A 16,989-nucleotide genomic window follows, 5' to 3' on the forward strand; every position below is an offset into this window, starting at 1 on the left:
CCCTGCCTGGCAGGGGCGGGGGCGGGGTACAAGGGACGGGGACAGGAGGCGGCAGGCGGTGTTTTTCCCGCCTGCCCGCCGCCTCCTGTCGGGTTACGGCAGGTGCGGGTCCACGCCGTAGTGGTTTGCCAGTTCCGTGATCACTGCGTGGGCACCCTGGACACTGACGGATGCCAGGAACGTTGCATCATCAACCGGCTTGACCTCGCCCTGGAGCCGCTGCCACAGGGGGTTGGACTGGAACTTCTCCTGCTGGGCGCGCGTTTTGTCCCCCTCGGCACCGGCGGGGGTGAACGCACTGACCATCACCAGGCCGGCGTCGCCCTGCAGGATCTGCTCGGAGGAGAGAGGGACAAAAATCTCGGACTGGCTGTCCGGGGCATCCTTGGGGCGGGGGATGCGCATGTCCGTCATGATCTCGCCAATGAAGGATTTGGAGGAGTACAGGCGCGCAGTGTCTCCGCCGGTGAACCGGATCAGGGAGTACGTGGCGTCCGGCTTCTTTGCGAGGATGTCGGCGCCCACTTTTTCAGCCCGCTCTTCGTAGGCTTTCACCAGTTGTTCGGCCCTGGCCCTTTTCCCGAGGGCTTCGCCGAGGAAAACGACGTTCTGCTTCCACGTGGGGCCGGTGCTGGCAGAGAAGATGGTGGGTGCGATCTTGGACAACTGCGGGTAGAGGGCCTCGTGGCGCACCTTGGCAGAGACAATCAGGTCCGGCTGCAGTTCCAGGATCTTTTCCAGGTTTGGTTCAGCGAGGGTGCCCACGTTGACGGCATCCTTGGTGGCTTCGGCGACGTCTCCCAGGTACGGCGCGAAGGGTGCCTTCGGGTCCTGGCGGTACTGTACGTACCCCACCAGGTCTGCCTCCAGGAGCAGCGCGGCGTCGATATAGCTCGGGTCAAGGGCGACGACGCGTTTGGGCTTCGTCTCGATGGTGGTCGAACCCATGGTGTGCTCCATGGTCAGCGGGTAGCCGGCGGCTTCTGCAGCTTCAGTAGCAGGCTGGGTGGAGGCTGCCTGGGTGCTGCAGCCGGCGGTGGCCATCAGGGCGAGGGCAGCGGTGGCAGCACTGAGCTGCTTGAGGATGCGTGTTTTCACGTGGTCGCTTTCAAACGATGTGACGGGGATGAGACCTGTTAGGCGAGGCTTACCTATGTCTGCCGTAGACTGTAGCAGGCTTTGAGGATTTAGCTCACAGAATAGTGACGTAATAGAAGGATCTCGTGGAAACAACGGAGACCGCCGGGACGGTGACTGCCGCCGGGCAGCTGACAACTGTGCCCCGGACCAGCCCACGCACCAGAGGGCGCGGCCTCCGCTGGCTGGCCGCAGCCGCGGCATTTGCGGCAGCGGTGCTGGTGAGCCTCTGTATCGGCGGCCAGCCCTCATCGCTGCAGGATGCCTGGCATGCGCTGTTCACACCGGACGGCAGCATCATGGACGTCACCATCAGGGAATTGCGGTGGCCTCGGACCGTGCTTGCCGTCGTTGCCGGCATCTGCCTGGGCCTGGCCGGAACCCTGGTCCAGGGGCACACCCGGAACCCCGTGGCGGACCCCGGACTGCTGGGTATCAACCAGGGAGCAGCGCTGGCTATTGTGGCCGCCACTGCCTTCACTGGTGAACTGCCGGCGCTGACGCAGGCCGGGCTGGCCTTCGCCGGGGCCCTGGGAGCCAGCGTCCTTGTGTTTGCCATCGGTTCCGCCGCCCGCCACGGCTCCACGCCGGTGACGCTGGTGCTGGCAGGGGCGGCGGTGACAGCCCTCTGCTCGGGACTCGTGGCAGGAATCGTCCTGCTCAACGATCAAGCACTGGATACGCTGCGGTTCTGGCAAGTGGGGTCCCTGGTCGGGCAGAGCGGCGTGGTGTCAGTGGTCTGGCCCTTTGTGCTGGCAGGGGTGGTGCTGGCCCTCCTGAATATCCGTCCGCTGAACGCCCTGGCGCTGGGAGCCGATACCGCCGTCTCGCTGGGAATCTCAGTCCTGAGGGCCCGCTCGGCAGGCATCGCCGCGATCACACTCCTGGCCGGTTCCGCCGTCACCATGGCCGGCCCCGTCGCCTTCGCAGGCCTGCTGGTCCCGCACCTGACCCGCGCCATAACCGGACCCGACTACCGCGTCCTGGTTCCCGTTTCCGCGATGACCGGAGCCACCCTCCTGCTGCTGGCCGACACCGCAGGACGGGTGGTCGCCCGGCCGGGCGAGCTCTCGGTAGGAGTGGTCCTGGCCGTCATCGGGGCACCGTTCTTCGTTCATCTGGCCCGCCGGCGCAGGCTGGCAACGCTGTGACCGCCACGGCCACCCGGCCCGCCGCGGCGAAGATCCGGATCAGGGCACTGCGGATCGGGCCGGCGTCCGTCCGGCTGAACCTTCGCCTCGTCGCCGTTGCCGCCGTGCTCGCGGCCGTCCTCCTGGGCGCCATGGCCTTGCACGTTGCCTTCGGCGGAACTCCGCTGCCGTATCCCGACGTCCTGGCAGCCCTGCTCGGGGACGCCAGCAAAGCCCGCATCCACCTCGCGGTCACCGAATTCCGTGCCCCGCGCATGGTGGCGGCAGTGGTGGTGGGCGCGTCCCTGGCCGCCGCGGGGGCCATCACACAGACGGTGGCCCGCAACCCTTTGGCGAGCCCTGACCTTCTGGGCGTGACCGCGGGGGCGTCGTTGGGTGCGGTGGCGGTCCTGGTAATAGCAGGTGGCGGCCATGCCGGACTCAGCGGGATTGCAGCCACGGTGGGAATGCCCGCGGCAGCCTTCGCCGCCGGCATCCTCAGCGGCATCGCCGTGTACCTTCTCGCGTACCGGCGGGGCCTGGACAGCTATCGTCTTGTCCTGGCAGGCCTCGGCATTTCCGGGCTCGCCGCCAGCCTCACCACCTGGATCCTGACCCTGGGCGACGTCACCAGCGCTGCGCAGGCGCTGACATGGATGACCGGCTCACTGAACGGCAAGGACTGGGCCACTGTCCAGCCCATGGCGACGGCCGCCGTCGTACTTATCCTTGCTGCCGTTGCCAGCGGCCGCTGGCTGCTGCTGACCAGCCTCGGCGAGGACACGGCCATCGGACTTGGAGTCCGGATCGGTGCCGTGCGAATAGTTGTGCTGACCATCGCGGTGCTGCTGGCGTCCGTTGCCACCGTCACCGCCGGACCCGTCGCATTTGTGGCACTTGCCAGCCCCCAGATCGCCCGGTCCCTGACGGCCGGCGTTATTCCACCCGTGGGTGTTTCGGCCCTGGTGGGTGCGGTCTTCGTCCTGCTCGCGGACACCGTCTCCGCCAACGCCCTGAGCGCGCCATTGCCGGTGGGCGTCGCCACCGCCGTCCTCGGTGCCCCGTTCCTGATCCACCTGCTCCTGAAGTACCAGCGGAGGCTGAATTGACCACCCCCACCTCGGGCCGCACGGGCCTGAAAGCCGAAAACCTCAGCCTTGGATACGACGGCCCGGCCATCATCGAGGACCTGACGCTGAGCATCCCGGAGGCCCGGATCACCTCCATCATCGGGCCCAACGGCTGCGGCAAGTCCACACTGCTGCGGGGTCTCGGCCGGTTGCTTCCGCCGCGGGCGGGGCAGGTCTTCCTTGACGGCAAACCCCTCGCCATCCAGCCCACCAGGCATATCGCCACCCGAATCAGTGTCCTGCCGCAAACGCCCACGGCGCCGTCGGGGCTGACGGTGGCCGATCTGGTCTCCAGGGGCAGGCACCCGAGGCAGAAGTGGTACCAGCAGTTCTCCCCGGCGGACCAAAGTGTGGTGGAGGATGCCCTCGAGGCCACTGACGTCGGCGGGCTCGCGGACATGCCGCTGGAGGACCTTTCCGGCGGACAGCGCCAACGGGCATGGATTTCGATGACTCTCGCGCAGGAAACCGGCATACTGCTCCTGGATGAGCCCACCACCTATCTTGACCTCGCACACCAGGTGGATGTCCTGGAACTTGTCCGCCGGCTCAACCGGGAGCGCGGCAGGACAGTGGTGATGGTGCTGCACGATATCTCGCTCGCAGCCCGCTACTCAGATCACATCGTGGCCATGAAGGACGGCAGGATCGTTACGCAAGGTGCCCCGGCGGACGTCGTCACTCCGGAACTCCTCCGGGAAGTCTTTGACCTGGACGCGCAGGTGGTCAGTGAACCCACAGACGGACGCCCCCACGTGATCCCCCTCGGACACTCTGCCTCGGGGCGGCCCGCCGCAAGGTGAGCCCGGCGCTGGCCCGGGAGAGTCAAACGCCTGTTCTTCCGCGCCCTGCCCGCGTATTGACACGATCCGCTCCCGGGCGCACTCTGATACCGCTGGGTGCCAGCGTTGGCACGGCTCTGGTCCCCACCTGGGCCGGCCAACGAAGCCCGGGAGCGGTCTGGGCGCTCCGGATGAATAGTTCCAATAACTCCCTATCAGGAGAAGGAAATGGCCGGAGAAACAGTAAGATCCCTTGAAGCCAAGTCATTCGACGATCCCGATGAGCGGCGCCGTCCGCCCAAGACCGCCGTCGATGTTGTTAACGTCGGGGACACCACCTTGGGCAGGTTTACCTTTGAGCCCGGCTGGCGTTGGTCCGAGACCATCAAGACCGTGGTGCATACCGATAGTTGCCAGGTCAACCACGTAGGAATCTGTGCCTCGGGAACACTGACAGTGCGAATGGATGACGGAACACAAAGCACGGTAAGCGCCGGCCACGCGTACACCATTCCTGCCGGCCACGACGCCTGGGTGGAAGGTGACCAGCCGTTCGTGGCCTACGAAATCATGAGTGCGGCTGTGTTTGCCAAGCCTGCCTAGGCGCACCATAAAGAGTTGGTCGGATTGGAAGGCCTCGTGCCTGCATTTCATCGAGAGGTTTCCAACCATCCTGAAGCAGCCCGCGCCGGGGTTTCCAAAAAGCCCCGGCGCGGGCTGCGCCGGGCCGGGATCGCGGCCCTCGTCATCCTGGGACTGATCCTGCTCTCGACGGCGGTCAACCTGGTCCTGGAGCCCGGAAATTGCCGGCGCCGGAGCCGCAGCCCGAGTTCAACTGGCAACGGGCCCTGGCTGTTACAGGGGTGCTGCGCGCGGCGGCCGCTGTGGCGCCCGGCCTGATCGATCCGGACAGTAAGGCGTACACCGAGGATGAGCTGCGGCGCATGCGGATGATGATGAACTGGAACTTCGGCAGCCCGGCGGTGGTGGATGAAACGGCCCGGATCGGGAACAACTCCCAGGCCCTGCGCGGAGTGACGTATCCGGACGACCTGGCCGTGCTGGCCTTCGTCGCTGACGAAAAAACCGAGCACACTGCCGAAAAGACGGCCGCGGCGGAGAACCTCCTCAAGAATGTCCGGCGCCACGAGATCGTCACTCTGGAAGGCAATCATTATCTGCACTGGACACAGTCACAGAGAATGGCAGAGACTATCCGGACGTTTCTAGGGGGCGGCGATGGATGATTCGGACCTGGCCAAAGTCCGCGGGCTGTACGAGGGTTTGATTGATGCCTGGAACCGGCGGGACGCCCGGGGAATGGCGGACCTCTTCACGCAGCGCGGGCTCCAGATCGGGTTTGATGGCAGCACCGCCAGCGGACCCGATGAGATCTTCCAGCACCTCGATCCCATCTTCAAGGACCATGCAACGGCCACGTACGTCACCAAGGTGCGCTCCGTGCGGCCGCTGGGACCCGGCGCAACGCTGCTCACTGCCATCAGCGGGCTGGTTCCGCCAGGCCGGACGGACATCTCCCCGGCCACCAACGCGCATCAAACACTGGTGGCCATGCTGGAAGATGGCGTCTGGGGCATCGAACTGTTCCAGAACACGCCTGCACAGTTCCACGGCAGGCCAGAGCTGGTCAATGCGATGACCGCGGAACTGCAACAGCTGCTCCCCGGTGGGCGGGGATAGAGGGGTGGCGCGCGTCGCCGTCGCGCGGACAGTACAATGCCTGCAACGTAAACGGGAATAACCAGCCGCTCAGCCGGGTTGTGTCGTGGTTCCAACAAGAGCAAGAGTTCCATCCAGAGCAATAAAGGAGAATCAGTGGCAGTTGATTACGATGCGCCGCGGCAATCTGCCGAGGAAGAGCTCAGCGAACCGCTCGATGAGCTCAAGTCGGACAAGGCCGCGCCCAAGGCGGGTGTGATCGACCTCGACGAAACCGAGCTGGCGGAAAGTTTTGAACTCCCCGGAGCGGACCTTTCGGGCGAAGAGCTGCAGGTGCAGGTGGTCCCGGTCCAGTCCGATGAATTCACCTGTATGTCGTGCTTCCTCGTCCACCACCGCAGCCAGCTGGCCCGGGAAAAGGACGGGAAGAAATACTGCACGGAGTGCGAAGGCTGAGCAGGGGAGTCGCTAGGCGGGCCGCACCTTCACTGCGCCCAGGGTCCGGATCAGTGCGACGGCGGTGATCGCGCCGGCTGCCATGATGGACGCCAGCACCACCACCTGGAAGCGGCCGGCCTCGAACGGGGACGCGCCGCCGAAGATCGCGCCAACAAACGCACCGGGCAGGGTCACCAGGCCGGTGGTTTTGGTCTGGTCGGTTGAGGGGATCAGGGCCGCGTGCACCGAGTACCGCGCCTGAGTCAATGTGGCCCGCCGGGCCGTGGCACCCAGGGCGAGCCAGCCTTCCACTTGGTCCCACTGCTCGCGGACGGCCTCGTAGAACCGGTGCCCGGCCAGGACGGCGATGGTCATACAGTTGCCGATCACAATGCCGCCCACAGCGAGGACGTACCGCGGCTCCAAGTCCACCGCCCCGGTGCCGAAGACGACGGCGAGCGTCACCGCAATCCCGAGGGCCATGGTCCCCGCGACCACCAGGAACCGCGGCCAGGACCAGGTCAGCCTTCGGGTTGCCGTCAGGGCAGCCACGCCGAACATCACCACCAGCGCGGCCGCCACCCACAGCGGATCGGTGATGATGCCGCCCAGCACCAGGCTGATGAGGGCGAGTTGGGCGGCCCCGCGGAGGATGGCCATGGCGGGAGCCAGGTACTGGGGCGTGCGCGCGCCCCGGAGCACGGCCACGGTGAGCAGCATGAGGATGGCCACGGCCGCGATGGGGGGTGCCAGGGCAGCGAGGAGGGCCATCAGCCCAGCCTACTCATGGCGGTCCGTGGGTCAGTAGTCGAAGTGCGTCAGCACTTTCGGGTCCTGGGCCACGGAGGCGACGATCGATGCGGCCACGTCGCGGAGCTTGATGTTGCGGGTGCTGGAGGCAATCCGGAGGATCTTCAGCGCCGATTCCTGGCTGCACCGGTTTTGCGCCATGATGGCCCCGACGGCGATATCGATAGTGGTGCGTGATTCCATCGCCCCGATGAGGTGCTGGCGGTCATCGGCCAGCTGCGCCACCCGGACAGCCAGGCGGAGGGCCTTGGACGCCTGTTCGGCATAGGCCTCGGCCTTTTCGATGTCCTCGCCGCTGAACGCGTGGGTGCGGGTCGAGTACAGGTTGAGTCCCGCGGTCGCTTCGCCCTCCAGGGGGAGTGGCACGGACAGAATTGAGCCGATTCCCTCAGCCCAGGCCGCTGTGCAGTAGCGGGGCCAGCGGTGTTCTTCCCTCAGGTCTGGGACGTGGAAGGTGCTGCCCGCCCGCAGCGCCGCCAGGCAGGGCCCATCACCGTAGCCGTACTGCAACTCGTCCAGGGCGAGGACGCTGGGATCGCTGGTTGCCACCGTGGCCGGTTTCTTGCGCCGCATCAGGGTGACCCCGCACAGGAGGTCTCCATTATGGGAAAGGCTCGACGCCGAGAACGTGGCGAGTTCGGTGAGAAGCTCATCAACGTCTGCCGATTCCAGGACCAGATCCTGGAGGTAGTCGGCCACGTTGTTGTCCTGCTGGATGCTGGGTTCCTTGGCCATGCGGCCTCGATTCCTGGGATGCCTCAGCCCTGCTGCGGAGGGCCTGATGGCAAATGGGTCCGCGCTGCTTGCGGACGTTCAGTCTATGCCCGCCAGGTTCTGCCGGCACCCCTCATCCCTATCGTGGATGTTCCCGCTGGCGCGGCGTGCGCTCCCGCCCAGTTACTTACACTTCCGGATCCGGTAGGCCAGTGTTTTCGGCCTCGCTTTGTCTATCCGTGGAGGTAACCGGGAAGGAACGCACGACGGCGGCACGGCCTTGCGCTATCGGGCGGCGGTTAGGGGAGTGAGGACCATGTCGTCCGCCTTCGGCAGGGCATGCTTGAGGCGGTGCGCCGCCTCCCGGGTGACCTGTTCCGCCTCAGCCAGGCTGACGCCGTCGTCCATTACCAAGGTGGCAGCGCCCTGCAGCCGGTGGCCGGACCAGCGCAGCTGCAGGCGCGGCACGGCCAGGACGCCCGGCGTTCCTTCGAGCGCTTTCTGTGCGGTGTCCACCAGGTCCGGCTCAATACCGTCCATGAGGCGCCGGCCGATGCTGCGCACCGTTCCCCACAACAGGACCAGGATGGCGGCGGAGATCAGGAGCCCGACGATGGGGTCGGCAAGGGGGAAGCCGAGCATCACGCCCACCACGCCGAGCACCACCGCCAGGGAGGTGAAGCCGTCGGTGCGGGCGTGCACGCCGTCGGCCACGAGGGCGGCGGAGCCGATCCGGCGGCCCACCCTGATGCGGTAGATGGCCACCGCCTCGTTGCCGGCGAAACCGATCAGGCCCGCGGCGAATACCCACCACAGGTTGGTCAGCGGCTGCGGGTTCAGGAGCCGGTCCACGGACTGCCAGGCTGCGACGACGGCGGACAGGGCAACGACAGCGACGATGAACAACCCGGCCAGGTCCTCCGCCCGGCCGAAGCCGTAGGTGTAGCGGCGGGTGGCTGCGCGGCGGCCCAAGATGAACGCGATCCACAGTGGCACCGCGGTGAGTGCATCCGAGAAGTTGTGGATGGTGTCCGCGAGCAGTGCCACCGAACCGCTCACCAGCACCACCAGGAACTGCAGGATGGTGGTGGCCAGGAGCAGGAAGAGGCTGATCTTAAGCGCACGGATACCTTCAACGCTGGCTTCCATGGCGTCGTCAATGGAGTCTGCGGCGTCGTGCGTGTGGGGGACGAACAGCTCGAAGAGCCAGCCCTTGAACCCGCCGTGGTGATGGTGCCTGTGGTCATGGTCATGCTCGTGTCCGTGGTCGTGGCTGTGGCCATGGTCATGGTCAGGTCCATGGGTGTGGTCATCGTCATGGGAATGCTCATGGTTGTGCCCGTGACCATGCCCGGCCTCAGGATGCTGGTGAACGTGGTCCTGCCTGCTCATGATGCTGCCTTCCGCTCGCGGCGGTGGTGCGCCGGTTCTCCGCCCAGTGCGTGCTCGGCCTGGAAAATGGCATCCGCGACGAGCTGCCGCGCATGCTCGTTTTCCAGCCGGTACAAGACTTTGGTGCCGTCCTGACGGGTGGAAACCATCCGGGCCAGGCGCATCTTGGCCAGGTGCTGGGAGACCGCGGCCGGTGATTTCCCCACCACATCGGCCAGAGCACCTACTGCCATCTCGCCGTCGCGCAGGGCAAGGATGATGCGCACGCGCGTGGCATCGGCAAGCATCGCGAACACCTCAACGGCAAGCTCCACGTACTGGCTGTCGGCGCTCAACGAGCAAGCACTGTTATCTGCATTCATGCGCATATTCTGACATAGGCGCCCGGCCAGATGACAATCCCCTGCGGCCGCTGCCAAATTGGCCCGGTTTTTGGGGGCAGTTGACCATGAAGCGGTTGCTAAACCTGCAGGCGAGCGTCAAAAACTGGGCTGGCGTGGAACGGGTCGAACGGGTCAAGCGGCTGGAGACATTAGGAAACTCCGTCATGGAGGCGCGAGATGACATTTGACGGCAATCGCAGGGGCGGGGACCGCCGTGAACTGTCATCTCGCGGAGGCGATTGGCAGAAGGAGACCTACCCAATCGCGCATCCCGTCTTGCGCGACGGTCCGCTCGTGTGCCTACTATCTAATTAGTAACCCTACTTACTAATTGATCCGGCTGTGCTCCAAACACCCAGCAGGATCCAGTGGAAGCGAGCGATGATGTCCGAGAACCAGTGGCCTGAGCCATCTGCCGGAAGCCCTCTCGACCAGTACGGGAACACCCAGGCCAATGCGTCGGCGGAGCCGGAAACCTATGTCACGAAGAAGGATGCAGCGAAGGAGGAGACGTCGAAGGTTGCCGGTGAGGCGGCCGGCGCGGCCCGCAATGTGGCCCAGACCGCCAAACTTGAGGCTGGAAACGTCGCAACCGAAGCCAAGTCCAGCGCGCAGGGTCTGCTGCAGCAGGCGAAGACGGGCGTGAGCAGCCAGGCTGGCGAGCAGCAGCGGAAGGCTGCAAGCGGAATCCGCAACATCTCCAGCCAGCTGCACTCCATGGCGGACGCCTCGGCCGAACAAAGCGTGGCCAGTGACCTGGTTCGGCAGGCTGCAGGGAGGGCGTCCTCAATTGCTTCTTGGGTTGAAAATAAGGAACCGGCGGCGCTGCTGGCTGACGTGCAGTCCTTCGCCCGCCGGAAGCCCGGAATGTTCCTGCTCCTGGCTGCCGGCGCCGGGATCCTCGCCGGCCGCGTGGCCCGCGGCCTGCAGGCAGGAGCCCCAACGGCACAGCCCGCGGTCCAGCCCATGGCTGCTCAGGCGGCCGGAACAAAAGCTGCAGCCTGGGGCGGGGAGCCGGTTTACCAGGACCGGGCAGCCACCCCCGCAACCTACGGCGAAACCATCTATGGGGAACCTGCCCGCCCGTCCTATTCAGGGACCGAAGCGGGCGGCGTGCCGCTGAAGGATCCGGACGATCCGTTCAGCGAGGTCCGGGCTTCAGAGCGCCAGCCGTAAACAGCCAAAACAAAAACCAGCCACCGGCCCAACCAAAGGATCAGTCTTGTGAAGAAACTTCTTTTCGCTTTGCTCCCCACCATCATCAGCCGGATTCTGCAGGCGCGGAAAGCCAAGCAGATGCGCGCCGCCCAGTCCCGCCCGCCGCGTAACCGCTATTAGGGCAGCCGAACACAGGGAGCCCGTGCGTTCCTTCCCAGTTACTCCCGCAGCCAGGCCGCCAGAGCCGGGGACACGCCGTCGTACACGGCGTGGCGTCCCTAGGCGCGGAAAGTAACCGGGCGGGAATGCACAGGGGCCAAGGACTGGGAGCGCCGGCGCTTCATCCGCTTCTCCACGAAGGCCATGGCCCGCGTGGCCAGGATCCAGTAGAGGACCCCGCAGGCCAGGGACGCCAGGACGGCCAGGCCCTTGCTGTAGGGATCAACCAGCGGATACACCAGCCAGTGCGTCACGTAAATGTGCAGGGATGCGCTGGCCAGCAGGGCGGTAATCCGGTGAAGCCCGCGCGGCACATGCAGGGTGGGCAGCCAGAGCAGGATGAGGCAGCCGGCCAGGATGGTGGCGCTGCGGTAGGGGTCGTCGAAGGACTCGGGAACCACCAGGAAAGCAACCGCGGTCACGGCCGCCCGTTGCCACAGCGTGCGGGAAGCAGCAGCGGCCCAGCCCAGCCCGAACAGCCACAGCACCGGACCTTGGCCCGGGTAGTGGCTGTCCACCAGGCCAAAAAACAGCGGCATATCAACCGCCACCAGGGCCATCCCGAACGCCCACGGCCACCTGCGCACCGCCCGGTCAACGGCTGGGATAGCCAGCACCGCAGTGAGGCCGAGGAGGATGTGGACCAGGATCTCCACAAACCAGAAGCGCGAGTAGTCGCTCCACCCCGGCGGGCCCAGCAGCGGGTTCAGTAGGAACACGTTGTACCAGGCGTATTTGTCCGTAATGGCGAACGCGATGGCGATGACCGCAACACTGGGCACCACAATCCGCGCGATGCTTCGCAGGTGCCGCCGCAGCCTTGCCGTGCGCCCGCCGGATAACTGGAATCGGGCAAAGTTGTAGCCCGCCAGGGCCATGAGGACGTGCGCGGTGCCGGTCCAGTGGAAGAAACCGATGTGCGTGGAGACGATAAAGATGATGGCCACGGCGCGGAGCACGATCCCCGTCTCCATCGGCGCGAGCACCTTTCGCCGCCAGGCACCGGGCCCGCGCGGCTTCTCCGAACGAAGATTGCCCGACGGCGGCACCTGGCCAGGCGATGCGTGCGGCGCCGGGGCGAGCTCGCACACCGGCATCAGGTGCCAGCCCTGCGGAAGGTAGCCGAGCGCCTGCTCCAGCCGGAGGGACGCCGCCACGTAGGAGAGCGAGTCCCCGCCGAGGGAAACAAACGTGTCGGTATCGGCCACGTCGTCCTGCTCCAGCACCTCGGCGAAGATGCGCCGCACATCGGTGGAGCCCGCGTCCGGCGCCGCGGCAGCGCCGTCGTCGTCCTCCCTTTGGGAGGCGAGGGCGGCGACGGCGGGGTAGTCGGGCTTCCCGTTGCTGAGGCGCGGAATGGCCTCCACGGGATAAAGTTCGACGGCGGCGCGCGGCAGGCCAAGGTCCTGCGCCAGGGTTTTGGCGATGAGGGCGAGGTCGTGGTTGCCTTCGACGGCGGCCACCACAGCGTCGTCGGTGCCGGCAGCGGCAGCGGTCACGCCGAGATCGGCCAGGATCTTTTCCACCTGCCCCAGGTCCACCCGGAGCCCCACGATCTTCACGAAGCGGCTGCGCCGGCCAACGATCTCGTAGAGTCCGCTGGCGCCGCGGCGGGCGAGGTCGCCGGTATGAAGCTCGGTGATCACCCGGCCCAGGGCAAGGTCCTCGGGCCGCTCGGCGTACCCCAGCATCACGTTGGGCCCGGAGTACACCAGTTCAGAGGCGTCCAGTCCGGGGACGGGCTCGAGCCGGAAGGACCCGCCGGGGACGGGCACGCCGATGGCCTGCGGATGCTCGGCGGCCTGGTCCGGCGGGAGGTAGGCCATGCGCGCCGTCGCCTCGGTCTGGCCGTACATCACAAACAGGTCCCACCCCTGCTGGCGGCCCAGCGCGGCGTAGGAGCGCACTCGCTCGGGAGCCAGCCGTCCGCCGGCTTGGGTGATGTAGCGCAGGCTGGGCACGTCCATGTCCGCAAAGCCCGCGCGGTCCAGGAGGTCGAACGTGTAGGGCACCGCGGCGAAGGACGTCACCTTTTCGGTGCGGACGAGGTCCCAGAAGCAGGGATCCACCACCGAAAGATCCGTCAGCGCAAGGGTGGCACCCACCAGGAGGTGGCTGTTGACCACGCTCATCCCGTAGCAGTAGGAGAGGGGGAGTGTGGTGGCGGCGGTGTCGCTTGGGCGCAGCTGCAGGTACTGGGCGATGGCGGCGGCGTTGGCCTGGATACTGTCGGCAGAGAGGCGCACCAGTTTGGGCGAGCCGGTGGATCCGGATGTGCTGAGCAGCAGCGCCAGGTTCGGATGCAAATCGTGCGCGGTGTCCTCGCGGCGCACGTCCAGGACTGCTTCGCCAGAGGACGCCCGCACCGCGATGTCCGGGTTGTAGGCCGCGATCAGCGCATCGGCCGCCGCGCCGCCGGAGGGCAGGATCAGCAGCGGGTTCCCGGACGCGAGGGCTGCGAGGTAGGCCACGAGCGACGGCAGGCTGTTCTCGGCCTCCAGTGCAACCAGGCGCCGGCCTTCGCCGAATGAGTGGACCATGTCCTCCACACGGCGGGCGAGCTCGCGGTAGGTCAGCGGCCCGGTGTTGGTGCTGACGGCGGTGCGGTCTCCAAAGCGGGCCAGGGTGGCGGCAAAGGAGACGCCGGCTAGCTCTGTCTGTAACGTCACCGGTGCAACTTATAAGGGGAACCTTACCTAACTCAAATGGACTTTGCCGCCGGACGTAACGTAAAGCCCGGTGGAGTTACCGTTTCCTGGTGCACGCCATGTCAGCTCAGTTGGCCACGGTGAAGGGAATCACGGTGACGCCTGAGTTTGTCGAACCCAGCTTGTTGTCCCGGCAGGACGTCCGCAGGTGCAGCTTATGGACGCCGTTGGCCAGGGTCCTGGTGTCGATCGCTATGGGGGCGGCCCCGAAGGGCTCGGCTCCGTAGGGCCCGGCGGAGTCCCACAGCACGGTCCCGGGATTCGACGGAATGGCGTGGAAGTCCGGGTCGATCGAGATGAATGAGTGGGAGGCCGGGCGGGAGCCGCCTGGGTGGGTGGTCAGGCCCACTTCGGGAGCCCAGATCCCTGACACCGGGCCATCCGGAAGGGGAACGCTGCGGAGCGAGGACTCGCAGTACAGGGCGTGGGTGTACCACCCTTTGCTCCGCAGGAACGCATTCCGTTCTGTGTCTGACACGGACTTGCCGTTTTGGATGTTGACCTGGAAGTTGAGGTTGGTTTGCATGGTGTTTCCGTCCGGTTCCGGGACGAATCCGCGGAAACGGACCTCCTGCAGCCCTGAATGCTTGAAGGCGGAAATCGGCCGCGAGAATGTCAGCCAGCGCTCGCAGGTTCCGGTGCACACGAAGTCGCCCTCGCCTGACTTGCCCGGGCCGGGGCAGCTGAAGTCCGGTGCTGTGGCCCGGAGGTAACACTTCTGGACGGTTGTTTCGCTCTCCGAGTTTTTGAACACCATTGCGACGTAGTTGGCCGTGCCCGGGTTGTCGTGGAGGATCACCCGCACGTTCACGGTGATGTTGCCCGAATTGAGCGTTTCGCGTTCGGGGATGCACGCTCCCATGTGGACATGGCCGGTATTGGTGGTGGAGTTGTTGGCTTGGTCAACGTCCGGCATCCACCAGGCCTGGGTATCGATGAACTGCCGGGTTTCTGCGTATGCCGTGCCGTCGGCGGGAGGTGCGCCGATGCAGGGACCGGCCGCAGCCCGGGCACTCCCAGAGCCAAGTGCAGGCACCAGAGTGCAAGCCAGCGTAACCGCAATGACCAGTGCCAGGAACCGTCTCATGGCCATCCATCCTCCAGGTCGCCATCCCATGCCGGGCATGATGATTGGCCGGTGTTTCATTGAGGCGTCGGTGCCTTCCGGATTCCGCGGCCGGAGGGCGCGGTGCATTCGAAAGGGGGCCGGGTGTATGTCGATACGGAAAAACTGCGCGTAGGTTCGCTCTGCCGCCGGTGATCCGGCGCCGAACCGTGTCCCGATGTTATTAAGCCGCTGGGGGCTTGGCAAGCATATTCCGGAGATGAGGGGGAAACAGGGGGGCCCCCGGGCAGCCGAAGCCGCGGCGCGGGAATGGACGACGGCGGCACGCGCCTCTGTCCGCGGGTGCCGTTCAGCCTTCTACCGCAGCTGCAATGATGTCCTGCATTTTGTCCCGCAGGAGCTTCTGCCCGGACGCGCTGGGATGTTCACCGTCAGGTCCCAACAGGACGTCGGCGCGGCCGCCGAGCCATTGCTCCGCGATGGGATCAATGAAGGGTACCCCGCGGTTCTGTGCCGCGGAGGCGGCAGAGTCACGCACGCCGGCCAGCACCGGATCCGGCTCCTCGCTGCCGGACAGTGGACCCACCGCCACGAGGACTGCCTGCGGGGCCCGTGATGAAGCCGCGGCAAACGTTGAGGCCGCAGCCTCCCGCAGCTCCTCAGGGTCTGCTCCCACATCGTTGTCCGACCCGAAGAAGACCACAATGTCCGCATCCGGCCCCACGGCTGACTCCACCTCCGTGCCGAAGGTGTTCCCGCCCTCCCCGGCCACCAGGTAACCGCTGCCGTTCTCTGACGCGTTGGTGACCTGCACGGGACGCTTCCTGGTCAGGTGGGCGTGCTGCAGTAGCTTCGGCCAGGCTTGGTCCGCCGAAGTCCCATAGCCGGTGCTTAAGGAGTCGCCGATCACCACAACCCGCACCGGAGGGTTCCCGGACGCCTGATTCTTGACGCCGGCCGGAGTGCACCCCGTGGCCGCAACGGTCAGGAGGGCAGCAAGGGAGGCCAACTTGGCAACTGGGCGAAGCGACCTTCCGTCCACGATTTCCTCCAACTTCCCGGAAGCCAGGAACTGCCGTAGAAACACACATGGTATCCGGCCCTCCTGAAGCAGGTGGTCCTCTCCGGGAGATTTGTGGAAAACCTGAGTGAGCGTGTGGATTCTCCGGGCCGGTGACGGAGAGCAAGAGGCAGCTTATGCTACGGGGCGGGGCGCGTACCCGAATCCGTGCTTGAACCGGACGTTGGCACGAAGTTCCAGTCGAAGGACCCGTCCTCCCGCAGTGTCAGCCGGAGGAACCCGTGGGTGTCGCTGAACCGCTTCTCGATGTACGGCGGGCTGCTGGTGAAGGGGCGGAGGCCGATTCCTCCTGTGGAGACCTGGAACGCCGTCATCCCGTCACTCACGCACTGGTCGGCGTTGTTCACGGGACAGGACCGTTCGTAGTTGTGTTGCGACCCGGACAGCGTCAGCCGGACGCGGTACTTCCACATCACGTCGATCCACGGCTTGTGCTCAACGGCCCGGCCATGTTCAGCGGTGTTCGATGTGAAATACGGTTCGTGGTACACCACTGCCAGGTGCTTGCCGGCCGCCCTGGCAGTCTCAAGGTCCTTGTCCAGCCAGGTTGTCAGCAACTGGCCCTGCCTGGGGTTGTAGCGCCAGTACGCGGAGGGCAGGAACGTGAAGTGCCAGTTCCCGAAATCCTTCGAGTACGGTTGCCCGTTGCCGATGAACCCGCGCTGCTGGTTGATCGCTGCCTTCTCCGAAACCCCCGGGCATTGGCCATTCATGAAGTCTTCGAGGTCTTCGTTGCGGCCGGGTTGCCAGTCGTGGTTGGGGCCGGTCACCCAGTACAGCTTGGGCATGGTGCCGCCCCACAGTGGGGCCCAGTACTTCACGTAGTCCTCGCAGTGCGGGACTGAATACTGGAAATCTCCCAGCCCCAGGAAGGCGTCAATGTCGTTGTCCTGCACCAGCCGGGTGATTGCCGCAGCATTCCGGCCGGACGGACTGTCCGGATCCCGGTTCTTGACGCCGTTCATGTCACCCACAGCGGCGATCCGAACACTTGCCGGGAATTGCTGGTCAGGCGGTTCCGGCGGAGTGGTGCAACCCGCCGCAGCTGCCACCAGAAGGGCGGCGGCAGCCATCGCCATCTGGCGGAGGAACCGGAAACGAGGTGGCGCTGGCTGCATCCGATAACCCTTCGAGGGCCGGACCACGGCCTCCACTAGACAT

General features: G+C 65.9%; 17 protein-coding genes. 8 read left to right on the forward strand and 9 right to left on the reverse strand.

Annotated features, from left to right (window positions below; all coding sequences use genetic code 11):
• Positions 1–93: 93 nt before the first annotated feature.
• The gene (locus QF038_RS03705; RefSeq protein ID WP_307608872.1) at positions 94–1,098 is read right to left on the reverse strand and encodes an ABC transporter substrate-binding protein; all 1,005 of its coding nucleotides are present in this window, start codon (positions 1,096–1,098) and stop codon (positions 94–96) included.
• Positions 1,099–1,223: 125 nt separating this feature from the next.
• On the opposite strand from QF038_RS03705, the gene QF038_RS03710 reads away from it, so the two are divergent.
• From QF038_RS03710 to QF038_RS03740, 7 genes are all read left to right on the forward strand, one after another.
• The gene (locus QF038_RS03710; RefSeq protein WP_307608874.1) at positions 1,224–2,288 is read left to right on the forward strand and encodes an iron ABC transporter permease; all 1,065 of its coding nucleotides are present in this window, start codon (positions 1,224–1,226) and stop codon (positions 2,286–2,288) included.
• Positions 2,285–3,376: an iron chelate uptake ABC transporter family permease subunit gene (locus tag QF038_RS03715; protein ID WP_307608876.1), complete on the forward strand. Its 1,092-nt coding sequence runs from the start codon at positions 2,285–2,287 to the stop codon at positions 3,374–3,376. The genes QF038_RS03710 and QF038_RS03715 overlap by 4 nt, the downstream gene beginning before the upstream one ends.
• Entirely contained in the window at positions 3,373–4,200 is an 828-nt protein-coding gene (locus QF038_RS03720) for an ABC transporter ATP-binding protein (RefSeq protein WP_307608878.1), read from the forward strand. The genes QF038_RS03715 and QF038_RS03720 overlap by 4 nt, the downstream gene beginning before the upstream one ends.
• Positions 4,201–4,407: 207 nt before the next feature.
• A complete protein-coding gene (locus tag QF038_RS03725; RefSeq protein ID WP_307608880.1) occupies positions 4,408–4,782 on the forward strand; it encodes a cupin domain-containing protein in 375 nt (124 codons plus the stop codon).
• Positions 4,783–4,982: 200 nt separating this feature from the next.
• Positions 4,983–5,426, forward strand: coding sequence for a hypothetical protein (locus QF038_RS03730; protein WP_307608882.1), 444 nt, complete (start codon positions 4,983–4,985; stop codon positions 5,424–5,426).
• A complete protein-coding gene (locus tag QF038_RS03735) occupies positions 5,419–5,880 on the forward strand; it encodes an SgcJ/EcaC family oxidoreductase (protein WP_307608884.1) in 462 nt (153 codons plus the stop codon). Before QF038_RS03730 ends, QF038_RS03735 begins: the two co-directional genes overlap by 8 nt.
• A gap of 135 nt (positions 5,881–6,015) precedes the next feature.
• The gene (locus QF038_RS03740) at positions 6,016–6,315 is read left to right on the forward strand and encodes a DUF4193 domain-containing protein (RefSeq protein WP_307608886.1); all 300 of its coding nucleotides are present in this window, start codon (positions 6,016–6,018) and stop codon (positions 6,313–6,315) included.
• Between the two features lie 12 nt (positions 6,316–6,327).
• Here the strand turns inward: QF038_RS03740 and QF038_RS03745 are convergent, their stop codons facing one another.
• From QF038_RS03745 to QF038_RS03760, 4 genes are all read right to left on the reverse strand, one after another.
• Entirely contained in the window at positions 6,328–7,068 is a 741-nt protein-coding gene (locus QF038_RS03745; protein ID WP_307608888.1) for an ABC transporter permease, read from the reverse strand.
• A gap of 30 nt (positions 7,069–7,098) precedes the next feature.
• Positions 7,099–7,842 carry a GAF and ANTAR domain-containing protein gene (locus QF038_RS03750; protein ID WP_307608890.1) on the reverse strand — a complete coding sequence of 248 codons (744 nt, stop codon included), beginning with the start codon at positions 7,840–7,842 and terminating at the stop codon, positions 7,099–7,101.
• A 264-nt stretch (positions 7,843–8,106) separates the two neighbouring features.
• Positions 8,107–9,213, reverse strand: a complete 1,107-nt coding sequence (locus tag QF038_RS03755) for a cation diffusion facilitator family transporter (protein WP_307608892.1) — start codon at positions 9,211–9,213, stop codon at positions 8,107–8,109.
• The gene (locus tag QF038_RS03760) at positions 9,210–9,575 is read right to left on the reverse strand and encodes a metalloregulator ArsR/SmtB family transcription factor (RefSeq protein WP_091416751.1); all 366 of its coding nucleotides are present in this window, start codon (positions 9,573–9,575) and stop codon (positions 9,210–9,212) included. The genes QF038_RS03755 and QF038_RS03760 overlap by 4 nt, the downstream gene beginning before the upstream one ends.
• Positions 9,576–9,977: 402 nt before the next feature.
• On the opposite strand from QF038_RS03760, the gene QF038_RS03765 reads away from it, so the two are divergent.
• Positions 9,978–10,772, forward strand: a complete 795-nt coding sequence (locus QF038_RS03765; RefSeq protein ID WP_307608895.1) for a hypothetical protein — start codon at positions 9,978–9,980, stop codon at positions 10,770–10,772.
• A 260-nt stretch (positions 10,773–11,032) separates the two neighbouring features.
• On the opposite strand, the gene QF038_RS03770 is transcribed toward QF038_RS03765, so the two are convergent.
• From QF038_RS03770 to QF038_RS03785, 4 genes are all read right to left on the reverse strand, one after another.
• Positions 11,033–13,642, reverse strand: a complete 2,610-nt coding sequence (locus tag QF038_RS03770; protein ID WP_307608897.1) for an AMP-binding protein — start codon at positions 13,640–13,642, stop codon at positions 11,033–11,035.
• 106 nt (positions 13,643–13,748) lie between these two features.
• Positions 13,749–14,768, reverse strand: coding sequence for a hypothetical protein (locus tag QF038_RS03775; protein ID WP_307608899.1), 1,020 nt, complete (start codon positions 14,766–14,768; stop codon positions 13,749–13,751).
• 328 nt (positions 14,769–15,096) lie between these two features.
• Positions 15,097–15,789, reverse strand: a complete 693-nt coding sequence (locus QF038_RS03780; RefSeq protein ID WP_307608901.1) for an SGNH/GDSL hydrolase family protein — start codon at positions 15,787–15,789, stop codon at positions 15,097–15,099.
• A gap of 158 nt (positions 15,790–15,947) precedes the next feature.
• Positions 15,948–16,946: a hypothetical protein gene (locus tag QF038_RS03785; protein WP_307608903.1), complete on the reverse strand. Its 999-nt coding sequence runs from the start codon at positions 16,944–16,946 to the stop codon at positions 15,948–15,950.
• Between the last annotated feature and the right edge of the window lie 43 nt (positions 16,947–16,989).

The sequence above is a fragment of the Pseudarthrobacter sp. W1I19 genome, from assembly GCF_030817835.1.
Lineage (GTDB): Bacteria > Actinomycetota > Actinomycetes > Actinomycetales > Micrococcaceae > Arthrobacter.